This window comes from Butyrivibrio sp. MC2021 (assembly GCF_000621605.1).
Lineage (GTDB): Bacteria > Bacillota > Clostridia > Lachnospirales > Lachnospiraceae > Butyrivibrio.
Genome location: NZ_JHXX01000004.1, coordinates 22,424 through 35,465 on the forward strand (window position 1 = coordinate 22,424; position 13,042 = coordinate 35,465).

A 13,042-nucleotide genomic window follows, 5' to 3' on the forward strand; every position below is an offset into this window, starting at 1 on the left:
GTTGTATTTAATATAAAGGAAAGAGCTTTGTTGCACAATTACAGGGGCTTTATCTGTGGCGATAACGAAAGCTTATCGGTGTGGTTGGGTCCACTTTCCACTTCCGCTTCACACTGCAGAATAGGCTTCCAGCTTTTTGATATAGGCCTGGCCCATGTCGCTGAGGACATTGCCTTTGCGGACGATGTAGCCCAGAGTGATGATATCCTCCTCTTTTAACTTGATAACATTGAAATCCGTGGTATTAAGAGAAGCGTCCAGAAGGCCCGAACCAACGGCATATCCGTTAAGTCCGATCATGAGCTCCATGGAGGTTGCTCTCTCGTTGGTGGTCACAACCTTCTGGTAATCGTAGGTAGCAAGGGCCTCTTCCTTATAGTAAAAAGAGTTGTTGTCACCCTGGTCGAATACCATGCAGGGATAGTCCTTCAGGTCCTCCAGGGAAAGCTCCGCCCTGTCCGCAAGAGGATGGTTCTTCCAGAGATATACGTAGGTGTTGCACTGGAAAAGCTCGTGGAATTCAAGGGATGCGTCGGCAAATACCTTTTTGAACATCTTTCTGTTAAAGTCGCTGACAGCAATGACTCCCACTTCGCTTCTAAGGGTCTTAAGGTCCTCAATTACTTCGCTGGTCTGGGTTTCACGGACGCTGTACTGATATGCGTCGCAGTCGAAATCCTTAACCACCTCAATAAAAGCATTAACCGCAAAGGTGTAGTGCTGCATTGATACCGCAAAGGTAGGCTTCTCCACCTTGGCATCAAGATATTTGTGCTCTATCTTCTCATACTGCTCCACAACGCTTCTGGCGTAGGCGATGAACTCACCACCGGCAACTGTTGTCACAACTCCGTTATGAACACGCTGGAAGATCTGTATCCCCAGCTCGCTCTCCAGCTCCCTCACGGCACTGGACAGTCCCGGCTGTGAAACATAGAGCCTGTCTGCGGCTTTTCTCATGGAGCATTCTTCATCGATTGCAATTACATATTTTAACTGTAAAATGGTCATTTTTTATACCTCGTATCCCAGTATTTATCTGCTTTTCACATTATAACACAAGCAAAGCAAAAGGCAGCCCCGAAGAGCTGCCCCAGCAAAAGAAAAAAGAAAAGAATATTATGACCTTCATTAGAAGTCATTGGCGTAATGAAATGTGATTATCTATCTTGGAAAAATAAGTAGATATCTTAGTCAGTGCTTCATCTACGGTGCAGTCAACGTCAAAGGAGGCGATGGCCTTCTTTTCCAGCTGCCTGGTGGCCTGGAAGCCTATCTTTTTGCAGACAAGGCTTCTGCAGTCAGCGATGAGTTCCACCTTGGCAGAGTGACTGTCGGGACCTGTGCAGCCCCCGCCCTGTCTGCCATTGCCGCAGCCGCTGCCGGATCCGTTTCCGCAGCCGTTACCGCTTCCGCCGCAGGCTGAGCCGCCGGCTGCCAAAGAGCCCTCTGCAGCGCCTTCCTCCTGTGGCACCTGTCTTACTTCCTTCTTGTGGTACTCTGTTCCCTCAACCTCATAGATAATGAAGCTGTCAGCAGCACCGAAGGTAAGGTCTATGTTTTTTTCATCCGATGAAGCAATTGCAATTAAATATGACATCTGTATTTCCTGCCTTAGTTAAATCTCTGGGATGCTACGGTGTAAATATCCTCAATAAGTCTGATACCGCCGGTGTAGCCCGCAATGAAATCATCTAATACGATCTTGTCCCTTACAGGCCAGGACACATTAAGGAAGTTACCCTTAAGCTCCTCTGTGAGCTCTCTCTCGTAGTAGCCGCCCAGGATAAGAGGATATCCGTGATAATCATGCTCTTTTATCTGCTGGTGGATCTTGTAGCCGTCTGTCTCAAACTCCACCTCAGCCTGGATGCCATAGTTGAGCTTCTTGAACTCCTCGGCAATGGCCTCTCTGTGCTCCTTTGGAGTGTCATCGGTGATGAACTGCTTCGCGGGCACAAGGCCAAGGTCGTTGGTAAGGAACTTGGTGATACCAAGAACATACTGAGCATCGCCCACAACAGTGAACTGCTTGTTGATTACACGGTTCTCCAGGAAAAGATCTGCAAATCTCTCGATAAGGTAGTAGTAATAATTCTCATGCTCTGTGATGACAGCCTCAACCTTTTGCTTATCAAGTCCCGCAAACTCGCCCACTTCGCGAAGGAACTTGCTGGTCTCGAAAGCGCCCACGGGAAGAGTCTTGTAGTGAAGATAAGGAGTTCCGAACTTCTTCTCCATCTTCTTTACATTCTTAAGGGATACCCAGGGTGAGATCAAAAGATTGAACTGAGCCTTGGGGATCTTGTTGATGTTGTCGATGCCCTTTTTGTAGCCGAAGATAACGTTGGGCTTGAGGCCGATTTCCTTAAGGAGCTTCTCGATCTCGTTGTAGTTGCCGTTCCAGTACAGATCCTGGTAGGGAACGTCCACCCAGACATTTACAAGGCCCTCTTCCTTCTCATCAGTCTTTTTCAGATACTGATCAACGATGGCTTCGATGACTTGCTCATGTCCCTTGTAGTTGTTGCCCTTAAATCCCGCTGTGGGAGCGTAGATTACAGGCTTTTCGGAGTCAGCAAATTCTGAAACCACTTCCCCGGAGTCATCACCTACGATTTCGGGAATGCAGCCTGTAAGCACCACATAGAGATCTGCGTCAATTACCTTCAGGGCATTTTCGATGGTGGAATGGAGCTTTTTTACACCGCCGAATACAACGTCCTTCTCATTTATACTGGTGCAGGGAAAAATGTTTGGTGAAAAATATCCGCTGCTTCCGTTACTGTCGGAAAGCTTCTGAGCGCAGCCGGGGCCTGAGTGAAGCACCGGAATGGCTCTGTCTATAGCCTGCACTGTCTGCATTGCGCCAAGGGCGCATTTATATCTTTGTTTATCTAATAATTTTGCCACTTTTTCATCTCCTCGCTATATGATTTCGATATTACCTTGTTAAGTGCTCTGCTCCTGGGGTTCTCACTAGATTCGCAACTACCTCATCAAGTGTTCACCCAGGGCTCGCACTAAACTCGACAATACCTCGTTAAGTGCTCTGCTCCAGGAACTTATCCACGTTCTGTTTGTACCACCAGTCTGTATATGGAAGCTTAGTCCTCTTAGCAAGATTCTGCTCGAAGCTTCTGTTTCTGATGCTGTCCAGAATTGAATGAGCAAACTCAAGGGTGTGCTTGTAACCGAAGATCATGTACTCATCAGCAACATAAACAGCAGGAGTGCCGTTCTTGATAGCCCATACTGTTGAGCCGGGATGTCTTGAAAGGTACATGTCAGGCTTGTACTTGTTGAGGATGTTCATAACCTCAAAGTTCTGCTGATCCGCTACGGATGCTTCAAAATCAATGTCATTATCAAGGAGATACTTCATTGAAGGAGGAACGTCTCCGTTCTCATACTTCTTGTCGTAGTGCCATGCAAGAGCCCATACAACCTTGATGCCAAGCTCGTCAAGAACACGGGATACCTCGAAAGTGTAGCCGGGACCCATTCCGATAACTGCGGTGAGACCCTTGAGCTCCTTCTTAACTTCCTCGATCTGTGGAATGTAAATAGCTCTCTGCTCTTCTATGTACTTCTCGATCTTGTCGCTTCTTCCTGTGACCTTTCCGATCTCACGAAGCCAGGTCTCAAAGCCCACGATACCGCACTGGTTGATGCTTCTTACATAAGGAACGCCGTACTTTTCCTCAAGAACATTTCCCACGTAGTTGCCCAGAGTTCCGCAGATACAGGTTGTGGCAATAGCCTCTGACATATGTGAGAGCTCTTCTACTGTGGAATTGCAGTAAAGGAATACGGGATCAAGGTCGAAGTTCTTGAACATCTCGATGATCTCAGGTCTTGCACTCTCATAGAAGTTCTTGAAGTTGATCCTGTTGGTCTTAACTCCTTCTCTTGGAGGCTGAACGATTCCGGAAAGAACCGCATGGTCTGCAATATCAAAGCCTGTCGCCCAGATTCTGGACTTGAAGCCTTCGCAGTGAACAGCGATAACGGGAACTTCGATCTGTTCTTTTACCTCGTCAACAACGCTGTCGATATCCTCTCCGATGATACCTGTGGCGCAGGAGCTGGATACAAAAATAGCCTTGGGTGAATATCTTTTGTTAACCTCAAAAATAATGTCCTTAAGTGCCTTTGTGGAACCAAAGATTGTGTCATTCTCATTCATGTCTGTTCCTACATAAATGGTGCTCGTGGTAACACCTCTCTTTTTGGCCATAACCTTATCAAGGTAGTATGTGCCTGCGGCAGCCACAGAGCAGCCTGCAGGGCCGTGGTGAATAAGCGCCACATCTCTTATGGCTGAGAGCTGGCCCAGAGCACAGCTTGAAAGACATGAGCTTGACTGGGAAAAGCATCTTGAACAGCCCTTTAAGGTTCCGCACTCACTCTGGCTTGCCAGATCTTTAAGTGAACCGATGTAGCCTGTGATGGAACCGATACGGTTCTCTCTTGTGGCCACATTGGAATTATTTAAATTTGTTGCCATTTTATTCTCTCCTACAAAACTATTTGAATTATCAGTTTCTTTATTCCTCTGTGGTGAAGAGGTTGGTTGAAAGGTATCTGAGTCCTGTGTCAGGGAAAATAGCTACGATATTCTTGCCCTTGTTCTCAGGTCTCTGAGCCAGAAGCTTAGCCGCATAAAGAGCTGCTCCTGAAGATGCTCCGATGAGAATACCGTCGTTTCTTGCGGCTTCTCTTGCTGCCTCATAGGCATCCAGAGCCTCTACTGCGATCCACTCGTCGTAGATCTTTCTGTCAAAGGTAGCAGGGATCAGGTTCTCAGGCACTCCCTCAAAAGGATGTACTCCTGTGATCTCCTCGTCGGGAACGGGCTTCTCTGCTGATGGCAGGGAATTTGGTCCGGGCTGAACAGCCACAACCTTGATATTGGGATTCTTTTCCTTGAGATATGCTCCTGTTCCGGAGATGGTTCCGCCGGTTCCTACGCAGGCTACAAGGATGTCTACTTTGCCGTCGGTGTCTTCCCAGATCTCAGGTCCTGTGGTTCTCTTATGAACATCAGGGTTAGCAGGATTGGAGCACTGATCCACAAAGGTAACGCCCTCTTCCTTATCAAGAACGTTTTCTTTAAGAGCCTTGATGGCTGCAATAAAGTCGCCCTTGGTCTCCTCAAGGGTCTTTGCAATTGTAGGCTCCTCGGTAAGCTTGATGGTCTTTCCGCCAAAGGCCTGGATAACCTGGAATCTCTCCTTACTTACCTGATCCTGGATATATACTCTGAAAGGGTAGCCCTTGGCAGCTGCGATGGCTGCAAGGCCGATACCTGTATTTCCGCTGGTGGTCTCCACCACTGTATCCCCGGGTTTAAGTTTTCCGCTTTTCTCCGCATCCTCGATCATAGCCAGTGCGATTCTGTCCTTTACGCTCTGATTGGGGTTAAAATATTCAAGCTTTCCGATTATGTTTGCCTCAAGACCGTGATGCTTCTGGAAGCCCCCAAGGTTAAGCAGGGGTGTTCTTCCCACAAGTTCTGTAATAGACTGATGTATATTTCCCATACCTTCTCTCCTTTTTAGATGCGATAGTCATCAGACAGATCCATCATGCCGTACTCCATAAGGATCTCTTCGAGTCTCTCCTGGGTCATGGGGGTAGGGATGACGAAGTCTGTGTTCTCTATTACTGCCTGAGCCAGGTTTCTGTACTCCTGAGCCTGGTTCGAATCAGGCTTGTACTCGATAACTGTCTTTTTGTTGATCTCAGCGTGCTGAACCACGTTGTCACGGGGAACGAAGTAAAGAAGCTTTGTTCCAAGTTCCTTTGAAAATGCTCTAAGAAGATCCAGCTCTCTGTCTACGTTTCTTGAGTTGCAGATGATACCGCCAAGTCTTACTCCGCCTGTTCTTGCGTATCTCTGGATACCCTTTGAGATGTTGTTGGCTGCATAAAGAGCCATCATCTCGCCTGAAGCTACGATATAAATTTCCTTGGCCTTGCCTTCACGGATAGGCATTGCGAAACCACCGCAGACAACGTCGCCAAGAACGTCATAGAATACATAATCAAGATCATCTGTGTATGCGCCAAGGTTCTCCAGCATGTTGATGGAGGTGATGATACCACGACCTGCGCAGCCTACACCGGGCTCGGGACCGCCGGACTCAACGCACTTTGTTCCGCCAAATCCCTCTTTCATGATTCTGTCCAATGAAATGTCCTCACCCTCTTCTCTGATGGTGTCAAGAACGGTCTTCTGTGCAAGGCCACCCAGCAAAAGTCTTGTGGAATCTGCCTTGGGGTCGCATCCTACTACCATTACTTTCTTTCCGTGCTCCACCAGTCCTGCTGTCAGGTTCTGGGTTGTGGTGGACTTTCCGATTCCACCCTTGCCGTAAATAGCGATCTGTCTTAATTCTGCCATTTTTTCATTCTCCTCTTCTTTTCTTTTTCTTGTGGGGTAATTTTTTATTATGTCATAAGGTCTGTCGCCCACTCCCAAGCGAGCTTGTCGTGGGGCCAGACTTTCAACCCTGACATAATTACAGGTTGTCGTATAGATCTTCAGTGAGCGTCAGGCTTCCTCTGTAGCCTGCGATTGCTCTGTTAAAAATAAGTCTGTCCTTCAGCGGGAAGGTGGCTGCTATGCACTGAACCCCCTTAAGGGATGCGGCTTCTCTTTCGTTGCTGCTTCCTACGATCAGTGTGATGTCCTCTTCCTCTGCCAGAGTTCTGTTTATCTCGAACTGGTCTGCGGTGAATACCACCTTGGGCGGAACCGCATATTCAAGGTCGGTGATCTCCTTTTCGATCCTCTCCTTGTTGCTCTGTCCGAAAACAGGCTCTGATATGATCACCAGCTTAGGTGTAAAGCTGTAGTCATTGGCCAGGTATCTGGTGATTCCCACTGCACTGGCGCTGTCCCCAACCACTGCAAATCTCTTCCAGGAAAGAGCTCCGATGGACTGGGCCAGGTAGCTGTATACGTAGTCCTCTTCTTTTTCAAGGAAGTCGTTCACCAGCTTCTCATCAAGCTTCAATGCCTCTGCCACCTGTCTTACAAACCTTCCTGTGTCTGTGGCTCCGATGGGAAGACCGGGATATCTGATGCTGGGAACACCGAATTTTTCCTCGAACTTCTTGGCCGGGCCCCCGAAAAGCCAGGGGTTAACGATGATGTTAAGGGCTGCCCCGGAGCAGTTTTCTATGGTCTCAATTCCCTGATGCTCCGTGAAAAAGGTGTTTACCTTAAGGCCAAGACCTCGAAGGATCCTGGAGATCTCCTCCAGATTGCCGCTCCAGAAGGGATCGTGATAAGGAACGATTCCGAAGATGTTTACAAGCTTTTCATCCCTGGGAACATCCTTTTTTATCACCTGATCTATGAAAGCGTTCCAGATGACCTCGTAGCCCAGATTGGAATCTCCTGCAAATCCGGGAGTCTCTATGGGGTAAACCTTGTAGCCCTTATCCTGATATTCCGACACCGCTGAGACTATGTCGTCACCGATGATTCCTGCGGTACAGCCTGTCAGTACAAAAAAGGCATCGGCGTCCATGATGTCTATGGCGCCCTGAATGGTGGTCTTAAGCTTTTTTATTCCTCCGAAAACAACTTCTCTCTCCAGCATGTTGGTGGAGGGAATGGAAACGCTTGATACAAAGGCAGAGGACTTGTTTCCTGACTGTCCCTGCTCCGCGGCGCAGGTCTGCATGCAGCAGCCCGGGCCTGAATGAAGTATGGGGCACACCCTGTAGATGGCGCCCAGAACTGAATTTATTCCGGCGAGGACGCATCCGCCTCTGGGATTTTCCAGTATCTCAGACATTCTCCTCACCTCCTACGATGTATTTGAAGGCATCCTCGTCATACCAGCTGTCCTTGTAGGGAAGCCTTACATGTTTGGATAACTTCACGTTAAATCCGGGATTACTGAGCTGATCAGCTATTTTGTTTCCAAGGAAGATCAGTCCGTCGTAGCCCATGGTAGGTCTCTTCATATCAAGAACATGGGTTGTTGGGATTCCAAGCTTAGCTGCCCACTCCGGCACTCCGATAAATACATCGGGTTTTAACTTCTTAACAAGATTCACCTGCTCGAAGGGCTGCATGTTGGCTATATCCACCACGTAGTCCCCGTGGATTCCGTTCAGGTACTCGATATCCACCTGAGCGTCGTCGTCATAGGTGGGAGTTTCAAGGCCCACCAGCTTCATGCCGAAATCATCGATAAGAGCTGCTGCCGCGAAGCTTCTTCCTGTTCCTCCGCAGATGAATACTCTTTTTCCCTGAAGCCTTGCCTTGATCTTGTCCACCAGGGGCTGCACTCTTTCGTGCTCCCTTGCGATGATCTCCTCAGCCTCTTTCTCTTTTCCCATGACCTTGGCAATACCCCGGAACCATTTGTCAGTGTTGCGGATTCCTATGGGCATTACTGTGTGGGAATAAGGAATGTCGTATTTCTCTTCCAGAGTCTTCATGAACTCATCTGCAAAGACCTTACAGATAGAGGTTGATGCTGCCGCAGCGGGAATCTGTTTTATCTTCTCAAGGTTGCTGTAAAAAGGAATGTAGTTGGTCTTTATACCAAGAAGTCCCAGCATTCGCTCCATCTCCACCTGATCCGCATAGCTTATGGAAACAGGGGCAAAGAGGTTAACCAGGTTCTCATCCTTTGGAAGCTTTGTATCCTTTAAGATGTATTTCTGAATTGATATAAATGCCGCATCAAAGCCTGAGGCGCAGATCTTTGATTTAAACCCCTCGCAGTGTATTGGGATTATCAGGGCTTCAACCTCCTTCTGAATATCGCTGCAGATAGCATCGATATCATCACCGATAATTCCTGAGGCGCAGGAAGCAAAAACGAATATCAGCTTGGGATTGTATCTTTCAATGGCCAGATTTACCGAATCCCTGAGTTTGTTCTCCCCGCCGAAGATTACACTTTTCTGATCCAGGTTGGTTACTATGATGTGGGGATTTTTGATGTGCTTAACTCCCCTGTGGGCCTGGCCTACGCGGTACATATCCACCGCCAGTGAAGTACATCCCACGCACCCCTGAGGTGAATGGGCTATGAAAACCGCATCCTCTAAGGACATCAGCGCTGACATACTGTTTATCTGCTGGCACTGAAGGCCCTGAGCAAAGCTTCTGTCCGCCCTCTTAAGGCAGCCCTTTTTGAAAGCCTCGGCGGTCTTTATGCTCTCTCCGCCGTAGTCATTTACCCTTCCCGGTTTACTTTCTCTAACTCCCGAATAAGTTTGTGCCATTTAGCTTATCTCCATACCGTTAATCTGTTATCGCTTTAAAGTGTTAAAATGTCTTTTTTCAAAAAAACAGAGGTTTACAGTTAAACCGCAAGTGATCCCTAATGAAAGGATGATGCGATTCATCTGTAAACCTCTGGTGGTCCAGTCAGTCCGTTTTTATGTGTTTAAGTATTTACTTAGGAGGTTTTCGCAGGGATCCGTGGCAAGTCGTATCCCTGCGGGTTACTTTATTTTACATACGTTTAAGTGCCGAGTACTGATTAATTGGCAAAGAGCGGAGTGGAAAGGTATCTATCTCCTGAATCAGGAAGAAGAACAACAATGTTCTTGCCCTTATTCTCAGGTCTCTCTGCAAGGATTGATGCTGCCTTAAGGGCTGCGCCTGAGGAGATACCAACAAGGATTCCCTCTGAAACTGCGAACTTTTTGCCCTCTGCAAAAGCATCTTCATTCTCGATGGCGATTACTTCGTCATAAACCTTGGTGTTAAGAACATCCGGTACGAAGCCTGCGCCGATACCCTGGATCTTGTGAGGTCCTGCCTCGCCCTTGGAAAGAACAGGGCTTGTAGCGGGCTCTACAGCTACAACCTTAACGTCAGGATTCTGCTCCTTGAGGTATTCACCTACACCAGTAACAGTTCCGCCTGTACCAACGCCTGCTACGAAGATGTCTACCTTGCCGCCTGTCTGCTTCCAGATCTCAGGACCTGTGGTTGCTTTATGTACTGCAGGGTTAGCAGGATTGATGAACTGTCCAAGAATAACTGCTCCCTCGATTTCCTTCTCAAGCTCCTCAGCCTTGGCGATGGCACCCTTCATACCCTTGGCACCCTCTGTAAGAACTATCTCTGCGCCGTAAGCCTTAAGGAGATTTCTTCTCTCTACGCTCATGGTATCAGGAAGTGTAAGGATTGCTCTGTATCCCTTGGCTGCTGCAACTGCTGCAAGACCGATTCCTGTGTTACCTGATGTAGGCTCGATGATTGTTGCGCCGGGTTTGATCTTTCCGCTCTTCTCAGCATCCTCGATCATTGCAAGGGCTACTCTGTCCTTTACAGATCCGGCGGGATTAAGATACTCAAGCTTAGCAAGGATTGTGGCTCCTGTTACGCCGGCCTTCTTGCTGTAGCCGTTAAGTTTAAGTAAGGGTGTTCCCCCAATGAGTTCTAATGCGCTTTCCTTGATGTCTGCCATAATTCTTTTCCTCCGTTTTTCTTTTCTTTTTTCTTTTTTATTTTAGTTTTTATTTGTAAGCTGTATGTCATTTCCTAGTAATATGATATGAAAGTTGGGAATACCCGTCAACACACAGCTTTTTATCGCTTCATATAAGATTTCCTTATCAGTTATAACCTTTTACTTATCACTGTCACATTCCTCTGCTGCCAGCTGGAATACTCTGTGGAACTCGCAGAGAAGGTCGTTATAGCCCTCGATTCCTACGGAAAGTCGAAGGGTCCTTTCGTTGATGCCGTTCTTTTCCAGGATCTCCCTGGGAACGTCGGCGTGGGTCTGGGTCACGGGATAGGTTATCAGTGTCTCGGTTCCCCCAAGGCTCTCTGCAAAATAGATGAGCTGCACATTCTTAAGTATTGACCTTGCAAAGGCCTCGCTCTCTACCTCGAAGGTGAGCATTGCTCCAAAGCCTCTTGCCTGCTTCTTCATAATCTCGTAGCCGGGATGGTCCTCAAGGCCGGGATAGATGACCTTGGTAACATGCTTGTTGAACTTAAGGAATCTGGCCAGCTTCAGGGCATTTTCCTGGGCTCTTTCAAGTCTTACCGCCAGTGTCCTGATGCCTCGAAGTATGAGCCAGCTGTCAAAGGGGCTCAGGATGGCGCCGGTGGTCTTATAGATGAACCTTAACTTTTCATCGATCTCCTTATCCTTGACCACGATGAAACCGCCGATGGTGTCGTGATGGCCTCCCAGGAACTTGGTTCCCGAGTGGATTACCACATCCGCTCCGAGATCCAGGGGGTTTTGGAAATAAGGTGATAAAAAGGTGTTGTCCACCACCAGAAGGATTCCTTTTTCCTTAGCTATTTTGGAAAGCTTCTCAATATCCGTGACGTTCATCATGGGATTGGTGGGGGTCTCCAGGTAGATCATTTTGGTATTTTCCCGGATAAGGGGTCTCACATCCTCGCAGCTTAAATTAGCGGTGGTGTATGTAAGGCCGTTCTTTTTGCTTATCTGGTCAAAGAGTCTTACGCTTCCTCCGTAAAGATCGGAGTCCGCGATGAAGTGGTCCCCGGGCTTAAAGAGCTCCATCAAAGTGGCGATGGCTGCCATGCCGCTGGAAAAAGCCAGGGCATCGAGGCCGTTCTCAAGGTAGCCCACGATGGATTCAAGCTGTTTTCTTGTGGGGTTCTGAACCCTGGAATAGTCATAGCCGGTGCTCTCTCCAAGCCCCGGATGGGCAAAGGTAGCGGTCTGATATATGGGAAAGCTGATGGCGCCGTACTGATCCATCAGGCTTCTGTCCAGCTGCTGGCACTTGGTGTCGATGCTGCAATTTATCTCTGTACATCTGTTACAACCACTACAATCCATTTTTCAATCTCCTCGTAACTTTAGTTTTGCTTAACTGCCGCCAGAATGCGGTTCATGGCAAGCTCAAGAATGGCTCTGGGACAGGCTACGTTTATTCTCTCGAAAAGAGCTGTCTCTCTGCCAAAAATGATTCCCGGATCCAGCCACAGCTTGGCATCATCCACGATGACCTTTTTCAGCTGCTTGTAATCCTCTGTGACCGCCGAAAAATCAAGCCATATAAGGTAAGTGCCCTCGGGCTCTATCAGGGTGACTTCAGGAAGGTTCTCCTTTAAGAAGTTTCTGATATAGTCGATGTTGCCTGAAAGGTACTCTTTTAACTCATCAAACCACTGCTCTCCCTTGTTGTAACAGGAAATCAGGGCTGTCATTCCAAGAAGGGATCCCTGGCTGTAGCCTGCGGCGTCGTTCTGAAATCTGAACTTCCTTCGCAGTTCCTCATTTGGAATTATCACGTTGGCCACCTGAAGGCCTGCGATATTGAAGGTCTTACTGGGTGAGACGCCCATAACTGCGCGTTTTACCACTTCTTCTCCCAGGGATAAAAGCGGTGTGTGCTCATAGCCCTCATATATGAAGTCGCTGTGGATCTCATCTGCGAAGATGATCACGTCGTGCTTTATACAAATATCTGTAAGTCTTGTGAGTTCCTCCTTTGTCCAGACCCTGCCCACAGGGTTGTGGGGGCTGCAAAGAAGAAAGAGCTTCACATTGTTGTCGATGATCTTCTTTTCGAAGTCCTGGAAATCTATCTCGTATTTATTTTTATCCTTGTTGTAAACAAGCTGGTTATTAACTGCTTTTCTCTTGTTGAGCTCGATTGTTTCTCTGAAGGGGTAGTAAACCGGCTCCTGGATGATGACGGTGTCACCTTCTTTTGTATAAGCCCTCACCGCCACGGCGATGGCGTAGACGATACCGGGGGTTACTGTCACAGACTCCTTTGCAATATCAAGGTTCTGTCTTCTCTTGTACCACCCTTTAAGGGCATCAAAATAGTCATCCTTGGGATCGGTATATCCGAAGATCCCGTGATCAACTCTCTTATGAATATCCTCAAGAATCTCCTCAGGAAGAGCAAAGTCCATGTCCGCCACCCACAGGGGTAACAGATCCTCCCGTCCACGCCTCTCCTTCTGGAAGTCATATTTAAGACTTGATGTTCCGTGTCTGTCTATAATTTTGTCAAAATTGTATTTTCCCATGTCTCTTGTCCTACTAAT

The 13,042-nt window shown here is 47.9% G+C and carries 11 protein-coding genes; all 11 read right to left on the bottom strand.

What is annotated here, in order from left to right:
- Window positions 1-108 precede the first annotated feature (108 nt).
- A complete protein-coding gene (locus T359_RS0109705) occupies window positions 109-1,011 on the bottom strand; it encodes a LysR family transcriptional regulator (RefSeq protein ID WP_026517306.1) in 903 nt (300 codons plus the stop codon).
- Between the two features lie 127 nt (window positions 1,012-1,138).
- Complete coding sequence (locus T359_RS0109710; protein ID WP_026517307.1) at window positions 1,139-1,600, bottom strand: NifB/NifX family molybdenum-iron cluster-binding protein; 462 nt, start codon at window positions 1,598-1,600, stop codon at window positions 1,139-1,141.
- A 14-nt stretch (window positions 1,601-1,614) separates the two neighbouring features.
- Complete coding sequence (locus T359_RS0109715) at window positions 1,615-2,913, bottom strand: nitrogenase component 1 (protein WP_026517308.1); 1,299 nt, start codon at window positions 2,911-2,913, stop codon at window positions 1,615-1,617.
- 130 nt (window positions 2,914-3,043) lie between these two features.
- Window positions 3,044-4,510 carry a nitrogenase component 1 gene (locus T359_RS0109720; protein ID WP_026517309.1) on the bottom strand — a complete coding sequence of 489 codons (1,467 nt, stop codon included), beginning with the start codon at window positions 4,508-4,510 and terminating at the stop codon, window positions 3,044-3,046.
- Between the two features lie 40 nt (window positions 4,511-4,550).
- The gene (locus T359_RS0109725) at window positions 4,551-5,546 is read right to left on the bottom strand and encodes a PLP-dependent cysteine synthase family protein (protein ID WP_026517310.1); all 996 of its coding nucleotides are present in this window, start codon (window positions 5,544-5,546) and stop codon (window positions 4,551-4,553) included.
- Window positions 5,547-5,560: 14 nt separating this feature from the next.
- Complete coding sequence (gene nifH, locus T359_RS0109730) at window positions 5,561-6,409, bottom strand: nitrogenase iron protein (RefSeq protein WP_026517311.1); 849 nt, start codon at window positions 6,407-6,409, stop codon at window positions 5,561-5,563.
- A gap of 118 nt (window positions 6,410-6,527) precedes the next feature.
- On the bottom strand, window positions 6,528-7,814 hold the full coding sequence (locus T359_RS0109735; RefSeq protein ID WP_026517312.1) for a nitrogenase component 1: 1,287 nt from the start codon (window positions 7,812-7,814) through the stop codon (window positions 6,528-6,530).
- Window positions 7,807-9,261, bottom strand: coding sequence for a nitrogenase component 1 (locus tag T359_RS0109740; RefSeq protein WP_026517313.1), 1,455 nt, complete (start codon window positions 9,259-9,261; stop codon window positions 7,807-7,809). Before T359_RS0109740 ends, T359_RS0109735 begins: the two co-directional genes overlap by 8 nt.
- A 260-nt stretch (window positions 9,262-9,521) precedes the next feature.
- Window positions 9,522-10,457 (bottom strand): cysteine synthase A, encoded by a 936-nt coding sequence (gene cysK / locus T359_RS0109745; protein ID WP_026517314.1) that lies wholly within the window; start codon window positions 10,455-10,457, stop codon window positions 9,522-9,524.
- Between the two features lie 162 nt (window positions 10,458-10,619).
- Complete coding sequence (locus tag T359_RS0109750) at window positions 10,620-11,819, bottom strand: trans-sulfuration enzyme family protein (RefSeq protein ID WP_081795533.1); 1,200 nt, start codon at window positions 11,817-11,819, stop codon at window positions 10,620-10,622.
- A 20-nt stretch (window positions 11,820-11,839) separates the two neighbouring features.
- Window positions 11,840-13,024 carry a MalY/PatB family protein gene (locus T359_RS0109755; protein ID WP_026517316.1) on the bottom strand — a complete coding sequence of 395 codons (1,185 nt, stop codon included), beginning with the start codon at window positions 13,022-13,024 and terminating at the stop codon, window positions 11,840-11,842.
- Window positions 13,025-13,042: the final 18 nt, after the last annotated feature.